The organism is Leclercia sp. LSNIH3, from assembly GCF_002935105.1.
In the GTDB taxonomy this organism is placed as follows: Bacteria; Pseudomonadota; Gammaproteobacteria; order Enterobacterales; family Enterobacteriaceae; genus Enterobacter; species Enterobacter adecarboxylatus.
Genome location: NZ_CP026387.1, coordinates 620,569 through 635,670, shown reverse-complemented (window position 1 = coordinate 635,670; position 15,102 = coordinate 620,569). Strand labels below are relative to the sequence as shown.

14 protein-coding genes are annotated in these 15,102 nt (G+C 60.7%); 5 read left to right on the top strand and 9 right to left on the bottom strand.

Translation table 11 applies throughout. The features are described from left to right. The first annotated feature begins 122 nt into the window (after positions 1–122). On the top strand, positions 123–1,046 hold the full coding sequence (locus C3F35_RS03200) for a DMT family transporter (protein ID WP_032617469.1): 924 nt from the start codon (positions 123–125) through the stop codon (positions 1,044–1,046). On the opposite strand, the gene rutG is transcribed toward C3F35_RS03200, so the two are convergent. The 7 genes from rutG to rutA are packed head-to-tail and all read right to left on the bottom strand — an operon-like array spanning position 1,034 to position 6,472. Further along, positions 1,034–2,362 carry a pyrimidine utilization transport protein G gene (gene rutG, locus C3F35_RS03195; RefSeq protein WP_103792961.1) on the bottom strand — a complete coding sequence of 443 codons (1,329 nt, stop codon included), beginning with the start codon at positions 2,360–2,362 and terminating at the stop codon, positions 1,034–1,036. The two genes, C3F35_RS03200 and rutG, sit on opposite strands and share 13 nt — an antisense overlap. A 20-nt stretch (positions 2,363–2,382) precedes the next feature. Further along, positions 2,383–2,874: an NADH-dependent FMN reductase RutF gene (gene rutF, locus C3F35_RS03190; RefSeq protein ID WP_103792960.1), complete on the bottom strand. Its 492-nt coding sequence runs from the start codon at positions 2,872–2,874 to the stop codon at positions 2,383–2,385. Between the two features lie 9 nt (positions 2,875–2,883). Next, positions 2,884–3,474, bottom strand: coding sequence for a malonic semialdehyde reductase (locus tag C3F35_RS03185; RefSeq protein ID WP_103792959.1), 591 nt, complete (start codon positions 3,472–3,474; stop codon positions 2,884–2,886). Beyond that, positions 3,471–4,283 (bottom strand): pyrimidine utilization protein D, encoded by an 813-nt coding sequence (gene rutD, locus C3F35_RS03180; RefSeq protein ID WP_103792958.1) that lies wholly within the window; start codon positions 4,281–4,283, stop codon positions 3,471–3,473. Before rutD ends, C3F35_RS03185 begins: the two co-directional genes overlap by 4 nt. Before the next feature lie 7 nt (positions 4,284–4,290). Then, the gene (gene rutC, locus C3F35_RS03175) at positions 4,291–4,677 is read right to left on the bottom strand and encodes a pyrimidine utilization protein C (RefSeq protein ID WP_032617475.1); all 387 of its coding nucleotides are present in this window, start codon (positions 4,675–4,677) and stop codon (positions 4,291–4,293) included. 11 nt (positions 4,678–4,688) lie between these two features. After that, positions 4,689–5,381, bottom strand: a complete 693-nt coding sequence (rutB, locus tag C3F35_RS03170; protein ID WP_032617476.1) for a pyrimidine utilization protein B — start codon at positions 5,379–5,381, stop codon at positions 4,689–4,691. Then, on the bottom strand, positions 5,381–6,472 hold the full coding sequence (gene rutA / locus C3F35_RS03165; protein WP_103792957.1) for a pyrimidine utilization protein A: 1,092 nt from the start codon (positions 6,470–6,472) through the stop codon (positions 5,381–5,383). The genes rutB and rutA overlap by 1 nt, the downstream gene beginning before the upstream one ends. Before the next feature lie 289 nt (positions 6,473–6,761). Between rutA and rutR the strand changes: the two genes are divergently transcribed. Beyond that, complete coding sequence (gene rutR, locus C3F35_RS03155) at positions 6,762–7,400, top strand: HTH-type transcriptional regulator RutR (protein WP_032617479.1); 639 nt, start codon at positions 6,762–6,764, stop codon at positions 7,398–7,400. On the opposite strand, the gene C3F35_RS03150 is transcribed toward rutR, so the two are convergent. Continuing rightward, positions 7,397–7,792 (bottom strand): lysozyme inhibitor LprI family protein, encoded by a 396-nt coding sequence (locus C3F35_RS03150; RefSeq protein ID WP_103792956.1) that lies wholly within the window; start codon positions 7,790–7,792, stop codon positions 7,397–7,399. The genes rutR and C3F35_RS03150 overlap by 4 nt on opposite strands. A 116-nt stretch (positions 7,793–7,908) precedes the next feature. Continuing rightward, a complete protein-coding gene (putA, locus tag C3F35_RS03145) occupies positions 7,909–11,871 on the bottom strand; it encodes a trifunctional transcriptional regulator/proline dehydrogenase/L-glutamate gamma-semialdehyde dehydrogenase (protein ID WP_103792955.1) in 3,963 nt (1,320 codons plus the stop codon). Between the two features lie 123 nt (positions 11,872–11,994). Between putA and C3F35_RS26605 the strand changes: the two genes are divergently transcribed. The 3 genes from C3F35_RS26605 to C3F35_RS03130 all read left to right on the top strand — a co-directional run bounded on the left by C3F35_RS26605 (position 11,995) and on the right by C3F35_RS03130 (position 14,484). Next, a complete protein-coding gene (locus C3F35_RS26605; protein ID WP_158251934.1) occupies positions 11,995–12,147 on the top strand; it encodes a hypothetical protein in 153 nt (50 codons plus the stop codon). Positions 12,148–12,291: 144 nt separating this feature from the next. After that, a complete protein-coding gene (gene putP / locus C3F35_RS03140) occupies positions 12,292–13,800 on the top strand; it encodes a sodium/proline symporter PutP (RefSeq protein WP_103792954.1) in 1,509 nt (502 codons plus the stop codon). Between the two features lie 264 nt (positions 13,801–14,064). Further along, complete coding sequence (locus C3F35_RS03130; protein ID WP_103792952.1) at positions 14,065–14,484, top strand: DUF3574 domain-containing protein; 420 nt, start codon at positions 14,065–14,067, stop codon at positions 14,482–14,484. Positions 14,485–15,102: the final 618 nt, after the last annotated feature.

The window sequence follows — 15,102 nt, the reverse complement described above, 5'->3', positions numbered from 1 at the left end:
TGGGTCTCATGACCCCTGGCACCCCCCGCCGCCGGGCCTCCCGGCGGTTTTTTTATGTCTGTTATTGAAGTGTTATCAAATTCCTTTCACACTAGCGGATTGACTCATTGTGCTGGTGCCTCATGTCCTCCTCCCGTTATGCCTTTTCGATCAAACCGCAGGAAGCGATCCTGATCCTTATCACCATGTTCTGGGGTGGGACTTTTCTTGCCGTGCAGTACGCCGTTACGCTCAGCGATCCCTTCTTTTTTGTTGGCCTGCGCTTCGCCACGGCGGCTATCGCGGTAGCGATCATCTCCCTGAAAACGCTGCCTGGCCTGACCATGACCGAACTGAAAGCCGGGCTGGCGATCGGCGTCTCCATTGCAATGGGCTACAGTCTGCAAACCTGGGGGCTGCAGTCGATCCCCAGCAGTAAATCAGCCTTTATCACCGCCATGTATGTCCCGCTGGTGCCGCTTTTGCAGTGGCTGTGCCTGCGCCGCATGCCGGGTGTGATGTCCTGCATCGGCATCGTGCTGGCCTTTATCGGCCTGATCCTGCTGGCGGGGCCAGACGATAACCTGCTGGCGCTCGGGCCGGGGGAGATGATTACCCTGGTAGGTGCGGTGGCGATTGCCGCTGAGATTATTTTGATCAGTGCCTGGGCCGGAAAGGTGGACGTCAAGCGCGTCACCGTTGTGCAGTTGGCTACCGCCTCGCTGGTGGCGTTTCTGTCGATGCTCCCGGCGGGGGAGTCCGTGCCGCCGCTCTCGTCAGGCCTGGTGATTGTGGCCCTCGGGCTGGGGATTTTCAGCGCCATTATTCAGGTCACCATGAACTGGGCGCAGCGCAGCGTCTCGCCAACCCGGGCGACGGTGATCTACACCGGGGAGCCGGTGTGGGCGGGAATTTTTGGCCGTCTGGCCGGGGAGCGCCTGCCGTTACTCGCCCTGGTGGGGGCAGCCTTTATTATCGCGGGCGTGCTGGTGAGCGAGCTGAAGCTTAAAAGAAAGAAAAAGGCGCTGGCGGAGGCCGACAGCGCCACGCTGGATCAAGGTTCCTGAGTCACGGCTTCGCCCTGCGGAACTGCCGCCATCCGGCGGCTGAGCAGGGCGTTAAGCGCAATCGCGCCAAAGGTGGCGGTGCCGATCCCGCCCAGGGTAAAGCCGCCGAGGGAGAGAGCAAAATCACCGGCACCCAGTACCAGGGTCACGGCGACCATAATCAGGTTGCCGTTCTGACTGAGATCGACCCGGTTCTGCACCCAGATCCGCGCCCCGGCCACCGCAATCAGCCCAAACACCACGATTGACGCCCCGCCAATTACCGCTGCCGGAATGGTGTGGATCAGCGCGCCAAATTTGGGTGAAAAGCCCAGCAGGATGGCGATCACCGCCGCCGCCACGAACACCAGCGTCGAGTAGACTTTGGTCACCGCCATCACGCCGATATTCTCGGCATAGGTGGTCACGCCGCTGCCGCCCACCGAGCCGGAGAGCATGGTCGCCAGCCCGTCGCCGACAAAGGCCCGCCCCATCCACGGGTCCATATTGCGCCCGGTCATTCCGGCTACTGCCTTCAGGTGGCCGAGGTTCTCTGCCACCAGAATTACCGCCACCGGGGCGATCAGCATCATCGCCTGGCCGTTAAAGGTAGGTGAGGTCAGCTGCGGCAGGCCAAACCACGCCGCCTGCTGCACAAGGGCGAAATCGACCGGTTTGCCAAACCCCAGTACGCTGGTGAGCAGGGCGAAGATCAGGCAGGCGAGGATCAGCCCCACAAGGATCAGCAGCCGCTGGATCATCCCCCGGGTAAACACCGCCACAAGGCCAATGCACAGCACCGTGACCACCGCCATCCAGCTGTCGAACGCCGAGCCGGACACCCCTTTTACGGCGATGGGGGCGAGGTTCAGGCCGATCGCCATCACCACTGCCCCGGTGACCACCGGCGGCATCAGCCGTTCTATCCAGCGGGTACCGAGCTTCATCACTACCAGGCCAATGACGGTGTAGATCGCCCCGCAGGCGATAATCCCGCCCAGCGCCACGCTCAGTTGTGGGTTAATCCCTTGCCCGCTAAAGCCGGTGGCGGCAATCACCACCCCGACAAAGGCCGCGCTGGAGCCGAGATAGCTTGGCACCCGTCCGCCGGTGATGACAAAGAACAGCAGCGTGCCGATCCCCGACATCAGTATCGACAGATTGGGATCCAGCCCCATCAGAATGGGCATCAGCACCGTGGCGCCAAACATCGCCACCGCATGCTGGACACCCATCACCGCGGTCTGCGCCAGCGGGAGGCGTTCATCCGGCGCGACCACGCCGCGGTCTGAAGAGGTCGATTTCAACTGCCAGTGAGGAAAACCGAATAGTGCCATCAGCTGCTCCTTAAGGAGGGTTAACAGGCGGGTCGCATCAGGGCGTGGTAGCCGCGGTCAAACCACACCAGGCCCTGAGGCACCGGGTGGCGGGTTATAGCAACGATCTCGCAAAACAGAATGTCGTGTGTGCCGACGCTCACCACCTGGCTAATGCGGCAGTCGAACGAGGCCAGCGCGTCGTCCAGCCGCGGGCAACCGGTGTCCCCGGTCTGCCACCGGGCGGCGGCGAAGCGTTCTGCCATCGGGGTCTTGCCACCAAACAGATTGGAGAGCGATTCCTGCCCGGCGCTCAGGGTGTTAACGCACAGGGTGCGGTTGTCGTTAAAAACCGGCCACACCGAAGCGCCGCGATTGAGGCACACCAGCAGCGTCGGCGGCGAATCGGTGACGCTGCACACCGCGCTGGCGGTAAAGCCCGCCTGTCCGGCCGGGCCGTCGGTGGTAATGATATTCACCGCCGCCCCGAGGCAGGCCATGGCATCACGAAATTCTTGTTTATCAATGTTCATGATTGCTCCTTATACCAGCCCGCAAGCGTCATCAAAGCTCAGGCGGGGCAGGCGGCCGTAAAGTTTGCTTGTATCGCCATAACCGATGTTGATCAGCAGATTGCTTTTCAGGTTGCTGCCGGTGAAGAAGGCGGCATCCACCTTCTCCCGGTCGAAGCCGGACAGCGGCCCGGTATCCAGTCCCAGCGCCCGGCAGGCGACAATCAGATACGCGGCTTGCAGGGTGCTGTTGCGAAAGGCGGTCTCCTCGGCAAGCTGTGGGCTGGCGGTGAACCAGCTCCGGGCATCGCCATGGGGAAACAGCTCCGGCAGCCGATCGTAAAACTGGCTGTCCCAGGCAACGATGGCCGTCACCGGGGCGGTGAGAGTTTTTTGCAGGTTGCCGCTGGATAGAGCCGGACGCAGTTTCTCTTTGCCTTCCGGGGTGCGGATAAACACCATCCGCGCCGGAGAGCAGTTGGCAGAGGTGGGTCCCCACTTCATCAGTTCGTATATTTCACGCAGCGTCTCGTCGCTGACCGGGCGGTCCAGCCAGCCGTTATGGGTCCGCGCTTCGGTAAACAGCGCATGCTGCGCGGTTGGGGTGATGGCTTCACTCATGGCAACTCCTTCGATAAACGTTCATGGCGGTGCAGCAGGCTGGCAAGCCCGTTTTGCAGCAGGGCGTTGAAAACCTCCGGCTCGGTAACGTTGCAGGCGTGGCCGCCCCGGGGCATCACCGTGAGGGTGCTGTCGGGCAGGGCGGCGTGGAGCTGGGATGAACAGACGGCTGGCACCAGCAGATCGTCGGCAGAGCAGATCGTTAACACCGGACAGCGGATCTCTGTCGCCAGGCGGCTGAAATCGGCCCGCTTGAGGGCGTTCAGTCTGCGCAGCAGGGTGGCTTTACCCTGAAAATGGGCCAGCGCCAGCGCCTCTTCGGCCTCCATGCGCGGCTGACGGGCGGCCATCCAGTCGGCGGGATAGAGAAACAGCGGCTGAGCTTCTACCCACGCCTGCGCGCCACCGGCATGCAGCAACCGCTCGCGCACCTGAAAACAGCGCCGGGTATGGGGATGCAGCGTCAGCCAGCCGTTGACGCACACCAGCGCGTCGATCGCGCCAGGGCGATCCACCGCCAGCTGCAGGCCGATCAGCGCCCCCAGAGCATGGCCGACCACCGAAAAGCGCCCGATCCCGGCGGTGCTGAGCGCCTGCCACAGCTCATCGGCCATCTGCGCCAGGCTGTAGTCCTCCGGCAGTTCGCCGGGGTTGTTGCCGGTGCCGCGCTGGTCATAGCAGACCACCTGGTAATCCTGCTCCAGATCGGCCAACTGGGGCAGCCAGTAGCTGCCGCTGCCGCCCAGCCCGGCGCTTAACACCACCACTGGCGCGCCCGCAAAGGGCGGGGGTGAAATTGAAAGGTTCATGGCAACCTCACTGACCGATGTGGGCAATGGTGGCGATCTCCACCAGCGCCTCGGGTTTGACCAGCCCGCACTGAATGCAGAACCGCGCCGGTTTATCGCCAGGGAAAAACTCGGCGTAGATTTCGTTAATCGCGGCGTAGTTTTTCCAGTCGGTAATAAAGATGCTGTTGAAGGTCACGTCCGCCATCGTCCCGCCCGCCGTTTCGATAACGCGCTGGATAGTTTGTAGCACGTGGCGGGTTTGCGCCTTTGGGTCATCGGGAAACACCACGTTGTTGTCGGCGTCGAACGGCAGGGTGCCCGAGACGTAGACCACGCCATCTGCCAGCGTACCTGGCACGAAGGGGGCGATCGGCGTACTGGTGCCTGGCGGGATAATCACAGATTTTGGCATTGGCTCACTCCTCAGGCGATACGGGCATAGGTGGATGGTGTAAGGGCGTCGCAGAAGGTGGCGACGTCGCTGACCCAGCCGAAAAAGGTTTCGATGTTAAACAGCGCGGCCTGCTGGGCAAACGCCGGGCCTGCCTGGTGGGTGGCGTCTTCCAGCACCACCCCGAAATATTCGAGAAAGAAGCCGTCGCGCAGGGTCGATTCCACGCACACGTTGGTGGCAATGCCGGTGAAGATCAGATGGCGGATCCCCCGGCTGCGCAGCAGGCTGTCCAGCGGGGTATTAAAGAAGCCGCTGTAGCGCGGTTTCGGCAGCACGATATCCCCTGGCTGCGGCACCAGCTCGTTCACCAGCTGGTAGTCCCAGCCGCCTTTCGCCAGCAGCTTGCCCTGCAATTCCGGGCGCTGGCGCATGGTTTTCAGGGCGTTGGATTTGTGGAAGTTGGGCGAGCCGGGGCCGCCTGCCTCCACGTACTCTTCATCCCAGCCGTTCTGGAACCAGATGATCTGGATCCCGGCCTGGCGAGCCGCAGCCACCGCGGTGCGAATATTGTCGATTACTGGCCGGGTGGCGGAGACGTCAAACCCGGCGAGGTCAAGGTAGCCGCCAGGGCTGGCGTAGGCGTTCTGCATATCCACCACGATCAGCGCGCTCTGGGCGGGATCGAAGGTGATAGCTTCCGGGCGTGCGGGCAGGGTCGTCATTACGCGACCTCCCTGGTGATAGCGGGAAGATGCGATCGGCACGTCATCAGCGGCTGGATGCGCTCGCCAAAGGTTTCAATTCCGGCCAGGAAATCATCAAAGGTGAGCAACACACCTTCGGCACCGGGGACGCTTGCCACTTCATCGAGCATCCGCGCCACGCTGGCATAAGAGCCGACCAGGGTGCCCATATTGATATTTACTGCGGAGGTCGGGTCTGCCATCTGCCGCACGTTGGTGTCTGCCCCGGAGCGGGTGTCTTTCTGGCTCTGTTCGCTGAGCCAGCTCAGGGCTTCGTCGTCGGCCCCGGCTTTGTAATGCTCCCACTTCGCCCGCGCCGCTTCGTCGGTTTCGTCGGCTATCACCATAAACAGCACATAGGAGCCGACATCGCGCCCGGTTTTTTCAGCGGCCTGTTTCATGCGGGCCGCGGTGGGGGCGAAGGCCGTCGGCGTATTGACCCCCTTGCCAAAGCAGAAGTTGAAGTCGGCATAATTTGCCGAGAACTCCATCCCCGCATCGCTCTGCCCGGCGCAGATCACCTTCATGGGCACCGAGGGCTGCGGGCTGACGCGGCAGTCGTTCATGGTGAAGAATTCACCTTTAAAGTCGCTTTTGCCGGTGCCCCACAGATCGCGCAGGATCTGAACATACTCGGTGAGATAGTCGTAGCGCTTCGAGAAATACTCATCGCCCGGCCAGAGTCCCATCTGCTCATACTCCGGTTTTTGCCAGCCGGTAACGAGATTGACGCCAAAGCGGCCGCCGGAGATGGTGTCGATGGTGGAGGCCATCCGCGCAACAATCGCCGGGGGCAGGGTGAGCGTGGCGGCGGTGGCGTAGATCTGGATGCGGGAGGTGACTGCCGCCAGCCCGGCCATCAGCGTGAAGGACTCCAGGTTGTGATCCCAGAATTCGGTTTTGCCGCCGAAGCCGCGCAGCTTGATCATCGACAGGGCAAAATCGAAGTGGTAGTGCTCCGCTTTTTGCACAATGGCTTTGTTCAGCTCGAAGGTCGGCATGTACTGCGGCGCGTGGGTGGAGATAAGCCAGCCGTTATTGCCAATGGGAACGAATACGCCAATTTTCATCACTAACCTCTCTTCATCTCAACATGGGGTGAAAGTCAGACGTGGCGCTGCATCCTGCATCTCCTGTTCAGCCGCGTAAGCCTGTTTTGCAAAGCGGATGCCAGGTTTGAAATTACTAATGTTATTAATGTGTTAATGATTGGTTGAGGAAATGCAGGCGATAAAAGTGGACTGTCTGGTCAAAATAGTTGCACACAAAGCAGGCAGTCGTGCGCGGTAGCGGTGCAGATTGTCGTGGTAACTCAGGGGTTTTTGCTATGCTGGGTGCAGATCAACAAGGAGTGAGCCAATGGTACAAGGCGCAGTGAAAACGGGCGGTAAACGTTCCCAGGCAGTGAGCGCGAAAAAACAGGCAATTCTCTCGGCGGCGCTGGAGACCTTTTCGCAGTTTGGCATTCACGGCACGCGCCTGGAGCAGGTAGCCGAGCTGGCGGGGGTGTCGAAAACCAATCTGCTCTACTACTTCCCCTCAAAAGAGGCGCTGTACGTGGCCGTTCTGCAACAGATCCTCGATATCTGGCTGGCGCCGCTGAAGGCGTTCCGCGAAGAGCTGACCCCGCTGGTGGCGATCCAGCAGTATATCCGCCTCAAGCTGGAGGTCTCCCGCGACTATCCGCAGGCCTCACGGCTGTTCTGTCTGGAGATGTTGCAGGGGGCACCGCTGCTGAAAACGGTGCTGAGCGGGGACATGAAATCGCTGGTGGATGAGAAGTCGGCGATCATTGCCGGTTGGGTGGACACTGGCAAACTGGCCCCGGTGGATCCGCACCATCTGATCTTTATGATCTGGGCCGCCACCCAGCACTACGCCGACTTTTCCGCTCAGGTGGAGGCGGTGACCGGCAAGTCGCTCAAGGATGATGACTTCTTCCACAGCACCGTGGATAACGTGCAGCGGATGATTATCGAAGGGATCCGGGTGCGTTAACTGGACGGCGGAAGCGGGCAGCTTAAATCGCCCTCTTCACACTGCATCAGCGAGGCCAGGAAAGCGTCTCGTTCGTTGGTTTTCTCCGTCATGCACTGATTAATGATCATCGGCTGCACGGAGCCGCCTGCGGTGCCCGAGCCGATAAGGGCGCAGTCGGCATCGCGCAGGGCGATCCACGCCTGCTGGGCTTTTTTCAGCAGATCGCGCTGGGGTGTCGCGGCGCGCTTCATGACGGCCTGATAGGTCTGGTTCAGGGTTTTATCCGCCGCCTGATACTGTTGCGCGGTGCAGGTGTTCATCTCAACCTGGGTGCTGGCGTTACCGCACTCATCCGCCAGCGCGCTGGTGCTCAGCAGTAATGCTGCCACGGCAATAAAAGCTCTTTTCATGTTTCTCTCCGTGTAAAAAAGCCGGATGCGCTACGCTTATCCGGCCGGTGAAAACCACATTGTCACGCTATCTGTAGCCCCGGTAAGCGTAGCGCCACCGGGGAAAGATTGCACGTTTAGCCGATGGTCATCAGGCTGGCATTACCCCCTGCGGCAGCGGTGTTCACGCTCAGGGAGCGCTCCACGTACAGACGCTCCAGCTGCAGATTATCCTCGCCGCGGGCGAAGCCCTGCACCGACACAATCGCGCCGCTACGGGCCGCAACCTGTTCGCACAGCTCGCGCAGCTGGTCGGAATCGCCGTGATAGATCACCGCATCAAACGGCTGGCTGGTCAGCACATCCGCTTTCGCAAAGTGAATGCGCGCGGTCACTGCCTTCGGCAGCTGCTTCGCCAGGTCACGGTGCAGGCCATCTTCCGGCCACAGCACTTCACATCCGGTCGCCAGCGCGGCTGCCAACTGGATCAGCGCATCCTGCTCGTTATCCGCCACACAGAGCACGCGCTCGCGCGGCATCAGGGTCCAGGTGTTACGCTCGCCGGTCGGGCCAGGCAGCACACGTTGCGTACCCGCCTGGACCAGCTCGCCATACTGCTGGCACAGCGCCCGGAGTTCAGGACGTTTTTCAGCCCAGGTGGCCAGCGCTTCCAGCGGCTGAGTCAGCACCGCTTTCACCTGGGCATCCACCGGAAGTTGTGCATCCTGACGCGCCAGGGTCACGCCGAGGGCGTTCGCCGGACGGTTCGCCAGCAGGCGGTACAGGTACATTGGACCACCGGCTTTCGGACCGGTGCCTGACAGCCCTTCGCCGCCAAACGGCTGCACGCCAACGACCGCGCCAACCATATTGCGGTTCACGTACAGGTTGCCGACTTTCGCGCTGCCGGTTACCTGGGCGATGGTTTCGTCGATACGGGTATGCACGCCCAGCGTCAGGCCATAACCGGAGGCATTAATCTGCTCAATCAGCTGATCGAGGTTGTTACGGTTGTAACGCACCACGTGCAGCACCGGGCCAAAGACCTCTTTTTTCAGTTCGTCGAAGCTGGCCAGCTCGATCAGGGTTGGCGCCACAAAGGTGCCGCTGGTCCATTCGCGGGCGTCTTCGCTGTTCTCACGCACCGCCTGGAATACCGGACGGCCTTTGGCGCGCATCGCCTGGATGTGATTCTCAATATTCGCTTTGGCTTCGGCATCAATTACCGGGCCGATATCGGTGGTCAGACGGCCTGGGTTGCCCATCCGGCATTCGCCCATCGCGCCACGCAGCATCTTCAGGGTGTGGTCAGCGATGTCATCCTGCAGGCACAGCACACGCAGGGCAGAGCAGCGCTGTCCGGCGCTGTCGAAGGCCGAAGCAACCACGTCCACCACCACCTGCTCGGTGAGGGCAGAGGAGTCCACGATCATCGCGTTCATGCCGCCGGTTTCCGCAATCAGCGGGGTCGGACGGCCCTGGGCATCCAGACGGGTGGCGATGTTGCGTTGCAGCAGGGAGGCCACTTCGGTGGAGCCGGTGAACATCACGCCGCGCACGCGGTTGTCGGCGGTGAGCTTCGCGCCCACGGTCTCGCCGCGGCCTGGCAGCAGTTGCACCACGCCTGCCGGTACGCCCGCTTCCAGCAGGATGTTGATCCCCTGGGCGGCAATCAGCGGGGTTTGCTCGGCCGGTTTCGCCAGCACGCTGTTACCGGCGGCAAGCGCGGCAGCAATCTGACCGGTGAAGATGGCCAGCGGGAAGTTCCACGGGCTGATACAGACTACCGGCCCCAGCGGGCGATGGGTTTCGTTGTCAAAGTCGTCACGGACCTGACCGGCATAGTAGTGCAGGAAGTCAACCGCCTCGCGCACTTCGGCGATCGCGTTGCTGAAGGTTTTACCGGCTTCGCGCACCAGAATACCAATCAGCTGTTGCATCTGATCTTCCATCAGCACCGCAGCGCGCTCCAGGATCGCGGCACGCTCCTGCGGCGGCGTGGCGAACCAGATTGGCGCATTGTTCACCGCGCTGTCGAGGGCCAGATCCACTTCCTGCTCGGTGGCTTCGCGGGCGAAACCGACGATGTCTTTCGGCTCAGCCGGGTTGACCACCGGCTGCATTTCGCCGTTGCTCACCGGCTGCTCAAGGATCGGTTTGGCCTGCCATTTCTGCAGGGCGCTGTTGAGCAGCGACGAAGAGAGCGAGGCCAGACGGTGTTCGTTCGCCAGGTCCAGACCGGAGGAGTTGATACGGCCTGCACCGTACAGCTCGCGCGGCAGGGCAATCTTCGGATGCGGCAGACCCACCTGACCTTCCTGAGCGGCCATTTTTTCCACCGCCAGCACCGGATCCGCCACCAGCTCGTCCAGCGGCAGAGTGGCATCGGCGATGCGGTTAACAAAGGAGGTGTTGGCCCCGTTTTCCAGCAGACGACGCACCAGATACGCCAGCAGGGTTTCATGGGTGCCCACAGGGGCATAAATCCGGCACGGGCGGTTCAGTTTGCCATCCGCAACCTTACCGGTGACCTGCTCGTACAGCGGTTCACCCATGCCGTGCAGGCACTGGAACTCGTACTGGCCCGGATAGTAGTTCTGACCGGCGAGTTGATAAATGGCCGCCAGGGTGTGGGCGTTGTGGGTAGCGAACTGCGGGTAAATCAGGTTCGGCACGCCGAGCAGCTTTTTGGCACAGGCAAGATAAGAGACGTCGGTGTAGACCTTGCGGGTATAGACCGGATAGCCCTCCAGGCCTTCCATCTGGGCGCGCTTGATCTCGCTGTCCCAGTAGGCGCCCTTCACCAGACGGATCATCAGGCGGCGACGGCTGCGGGTGGCGAGGTCGATCAGGTAATCAATCACGAACGGACAGCGTTTCTGGTAGGCCTGGATCACGAAGCCAATCCCGTTCCAGCCTGCCAGCTCTGGCTCGAAGCACAGCTTTTCCAGCAGATCGAGGGAGATCTCCAGACGGTCGGCCTCTTCGGCGTCGATGTTGATCCCGATGTCATACTGGCGTGCCAGCAGGGTCAGGGACTTCAGGCGCGGGTAAAGCTCATCCATCACGCGGTCGTACTGGGCGCGGCTGTAACGCGGGTGCAGGGCGGAGAGCTTAATGGAGATCCCCGGGCCTTCATAAATGCCGCGGCCATTCGAGGCTTTACCAATGGCGTGGATCGCCTGCTGGTAAGAGACCAGATAGGCCTGCGCGTCGGCAGCGGTCAGCGCCGCTTCGCCCAGCATGTCATAGGAGTAGCGGAAGCCTTTATCTTCCAGCTTGCGGGCGTTGGCCAGCGCTTCGGCGATGGTTTCGCCGGTAACGAACTGCTCGCCCATCAGACGCATCGCCATGTCCACGCCTTTACGGATCAGCGGTTCGCCGCTCTTGCCGATAATGCGGTTCAGGGAGCGTGAAAGGCTGGCTTCGTTATGGGTGGAGACCAGACGGCCAGTGAACAGCAGACCCCAGGTGGCGGCGTTAACGAACAGCGATGGGCTGCGGCCAATGTGTGAATGCCAGTTGCCGTTGCTGATTTTGTCGCGGATTAGCGCGTCGCGGGTGGCTTTGTCCGGGATGCGCAGCAGCGCTTCCGCCAGACACATCAGGGCCACGCCCTCCTGGGAGGAGAGGGAAAACTCCTGCAGCAGGCTCTGCACCATTCCGGCACGGCCGGTGGCGGTTTTCTGGCTGCGCAGTTTTTCGGCCAGCTGATACGCCAGGTTATGGGCCTGGGTGGCAATCGGCTCCGGCAGGCGCGCCTGCTCCAGCAGCATCGGGACGGCATCGGTCTCGGCACGGCGGTAGGCGGCGGTAATGGCCGCGCGGCTCACCGACTGAGGCAGGATCTGCTCGGCAAATTCGAGGAACGGCTGGTGGATCTCTTCGACGGCCTCGGCGTGCTCGTCGCCCTCATTAGCGGCACCGGCCAACAGGGCAGGCAGCTCTGGCAGGGCGTCGTCGCTCTCCAGCTTTTCCAGATAATTAAAGATGGCCTGCTTAATTAACCAGTGTGGCGTGCGGTCAATTCGCGTGGCTGCCGATTTAATCCGTTCGCGGGTCGCGTCATCCAGCTTAACCCCCATGGTGGTCATGCCCATGCCAAAAACTCCTGTGATTCAGTAGCGCTAATGTAGTTAACGTGAAATATCCACTATGTTGCAACTTTGTGCAACCTCGTTAAATGTGACCCGGTTTGCAAGCTGGAAAATGAATGGATTGTTATGACATGGTTAACCGCAAAAAAGATGTGGATTTTCGTTTTCAACCCTGGTTTCATGCGGCGCTTAACACTTTTTGCAGGTGCAACCGCGAAAAACGTGAGCGAGTGCAACCTCCAGCAATCTGCTGTGAAACCGGGGATGAAATTGATGTAAATGCAGTGTTAAATCGTTTGTGTCAGAGCAGCGCATACGGCAGGATACGCGCGGCCAACACAAACACACATCATCACCCCCTCGTTCCGGGGGTGGAATAAAGACTGCCGGGAAGGCTGTCGAACATTTTTGCGGAGTATTTAAATGGCAATTAGCACACCGATGCTGGTGACATTTCTTATCTATATTTTTGGCATGATCCTGATAGGGTTCCTTGCATGGCGTTCTACCAAAAACTTTGACGATTATATTCTGGGTGGGCGTAGCCTCGGGCCGGTCGTCACCGCGCTCTCGGCGGGCGCATCGGATATGAGCGGCTGGCTGCTGATGGGGCTGCCGGGCGCTATCTTCATCTCCGGGATCTCTGAAAGCTGGATTGCCATCGGTCTGACCGTGGGGGCATGGATTAACTGGAAGCTGGTGGCCGGGCGTCTGCGCGTGCATACCGAAGCCAACAATAACGCCCTGACCCTGCCGGACTACTTCACCGGGCGTTTTGAAGATAACAGCCGGGTGCTGCGTATTATCTCTGCGGTGGTCATCCTGGTGTTCTTCACCATCTACTGTGCCTCCGGGATCGTGGCCGGGGCGCGTCTGTTCGAAAGCACCTTCGGCATGAGCTATGAGACCGCGCTGTGGGCGGGTGCTGCGGCAACCATCCTCTACACCTTTGTGGGCGGGTTCCTGGCGGTTAGCTGGACCGATACCGTGCAGGCGAGCCTGATGATTTTTGCCCTGATCCTGACCCCGGTGATTGTGATCCTCTCCGTGGGCGGCCTGGGTGATTCTCTGGCAGTGATCCAGCAGAAGAGCATCGAAAACGTCGATATGCTGAAAGGCCTGAACTTTGTGGCGATTGTCTCGCTGATGGGCTGGGGGCTGGGTTACTTCGGCCAGCCGCACATCCTGGCGCGCTTTATGGCGGCAGACTCTCACCACACCATCGTTCATGCCCGTCGTATCAGCATGGCCTGGATGATCCTCTGTCTGGGCGGGGCCTGTGCAGTCGGCTTCTTCGGTATTGCCTACTTCACCAACAACCCGTCGCTGGCAGGTGCGGTGAACCAGAACGCCGAGCGCGTGTTCATCGAGCTGACGCAGATCCTGTTCAACCCATGGATTGCCGGTATTCTGCTCTCTGCAATTCTGGCGGCAGTGATGTCCACCCTGAGCTGCCAGCTGCTGGTCTGCTCCAGTGCCATCACGGAAGATCTCTACAAAGCATTCCTGCGTAAAAGCGCCAGCCAGAAAGAGCTGGTGTGGGTCGGGCGCACTATGGTGCTGGTGGTGGCGCTGGTCTCCATCGCGCTGGCGGCTAACCCGGAAAACCGCGTGCTGGGCCTGGTAAGCTACGCCTGGGCAGGTTTTGGCGCGGCCTTCGGTCCGGTGGTGCTGTTCTCGGTTATGTGGTCACGCATGACCCGCAACGGTGCGCTGGCGGGGATGATTATTGGTGCCGTCACCGTTATCGTCTGGAAACAGTTCGCATGGCTGGGGCTGTACGAAATCATTCCAGGCTTTATCTTCGCCAGCATCGGGATTGTGGTCTTCAGCCTGCTGGGTAAAGCGCCGTCTGCCGCGATGCAGAAACGCTTTGCGGAAGCGGATGCGCAGTACCACACCGCGCCGCCAACGAAGTTACAGGCGGAATAATGTGTTTTCTCCCTCTCCATGAAGGAGAGGGAGAACCCTTACCTTCGTAATCTAAGCCGGGCATGCCCGGCTTTTTTCTTGCCAAAATCCGTGATTTACGTTGATATCGCTGTGGGTTGCCCCTGAATACTTCGCGTCGCAGGAAGGTGGCAAGGACGTGAATCCTCAGGCGCTTATATAAGTGAGTAACTGGGGTGACGGTGCGTAGCCAACGCACATGCAGCGTGAAGCATGAAGGGCAAATAACAATGAGGATAGCGAACAATGATAATCAAAACAGGGCTGATGGCGGGTGCGCTTTTACTGTTGGCAGGATGCAACGCCCCATCGCACAGCACAGCGGATAACACTTGCAAAGCCGATAACCAGATGCAGCAGACCACGCTCTATTTTGGCCTGAACCGTCCGGCAGGGGAGGCGATCACCGGCCAGGAGTGGCAGCAGTTTGTTGACCAGGACGTCACCCCGCGTTTTCGTGATGGCTTAACGGTGTTTGAGGCGCGTGGGCAATGGCTGGGTAACGACGGAAAAGTGGCGCGCGAGTCGAGTAAGGCGCTGATGCTCATCCACGGCAAAGATGCCCGGAGCGAAAGCAATATCGAGGCGTTGCGCGGCATCTATAAGCAGCGCTTTGCTCAGGAGTCAGTGATGCGCGTCGACCAGCCGGTGTGCGTGCAGTTTTGAGGTGATGCTGTGTGGCCTGTTGCCCTCACCCAAGGTGAGAGGATTAATTCAAAAACGGCAATGCGCGTTGTAATGCCAGCCAGTTAAGTCCGGCGGATTGTTCCGTTCACCTCATGTTCAGCAGAACATGGCATTACACAACCCGTGAACGTGACAAGGGGGGCCGCCGGGCCCCCCTTGTCAATCCCCGCGGCCCCGCAATGAAACCGGTGCTTCGCACTGCGCTCACCTCCCGACCGGCTGCCTGCGGTCGGCTCAACTCGACATCCTGTCTCGATTCGCCTCTGGCCGCCATCCCTGGCGTCCAGCCCTTGTCATCCGGTCTCCGGTTCGCCGGTTTCAGCGGGGACTCAACACCGGTGCCCCTTTCAGACGACTGCGAAGCGTGAGGGAGCGTGAATCCGGCTGAAAATCGACGAAGCGTTTCCGTAAGGCCGGGGCGAGGCGCAGGGACGCGCCGAGAGGGCATAGCCTGCAGGGATGCAGGCTATGCCCGGCCCGAAAGCCTGAAGGAATAAGCTGAGTGCACCGCGAAGCGGCGATTTTCTTTGCCAGGAGCCGGGGTAGCCAGGGGGGAGGCGGCGAGCCCCCCTGGCACGTTCACCGCAGCGGAGGGGG

Bases quoted from the DNA above. Each gene is read 5' to 3' on its own strand.
- C3F35_RS03200 (WP_032617469.1), top strand. From the start codon at position 123: ATGTCCTCCTCCCGTTATGCCTTTTCGATCAAACCGCAGGAAGCGATC.
- rutG (WP_103792961.1), bottom strand. From the start codon at position 2,362: ATGGCACTATTCGGTTTTCCTCACTGGCAGTTGAAATCGACCTCTTCA.
- rutF (WP_103792960.1), bottom strand. From the start codon at position 2,874: ATGAACATTGATAAACAAGAATTTCGTGATGCCATGGCCTGCCTCGGG.
- C3F35_RS03185 (WP_103792959.1), bottom strand. From the start codon at position 3,474: ATGAGTGAAGCCATCACCCCAACCGCGCAGCATGCGCTGTTTACCGAA.
- rutD (WP_103792958.1), bottom strand. From the start codon at position 4,283: ATGAACCTTTCAATTTCACCCCCGCCCTTTGCGGGCGCGCCAGTGGTG.
- rutC (WP_032617475.1), bottom strand. From the start codon at position 4,677: ATGCCAAAATCTGTGATTATCCCGCCAGGCACCAGTACGCCGATCGCC.
- rutB (WP_032617476.1), bottom strand. From the start codon at position 5,381: ATGACGACCCTGCCCGCACGCCCGGAAGCTATCACCTTCGATCCCGCC.
- rutA (WP_103792957.1), bottom strand. From the start codon at position 6,472: ATGAAAATTGGCGTATTCGTTCCCATTGGCAATAACGGCTGGCTTATC.
- rutR (WP_032617479.1), top strand. From the start codon at position 6,762: ATGGTACAAGGCGCAGTGAAAACGGGCGGTAAACGTTCCCAGGCAGTG.
- C3F35_RS03150 (WP_103792956.1), bottom strand. From the start codon at position 7,792: ATGAAAAGAGCTTTTATTGCCGTGGCAGCATTACTGCTGAGCACCAGC.
- putA (WP_103792955.1), bottom strand. From the start codon at position 11,871: ATGGGCATGACCACCATGGGGGTTAAGCTGGATGACGCGACCCGCGAA.
- C3F35_RS26605 (WP_158251934.1), top strand. From the start codon at position 11,995: ATGACATGGTTAACCGCAAAAAAGATGTGGATTTTCGTTTTCAACCCT.
- putP (WP_103792954.1), top strand. From the start codon at position 12,292: ATGGCAATTAGCACACCGATGCTGGTGACATTTCTTATCTATATTTTT.
- C3F35_RS03130 (WP_103792952.1), top strand. From the start codon at position 14,065: ATGATAATCAAAACAGGGCTGATGGCGGGTGCGCTTTTACTGTTGGCA.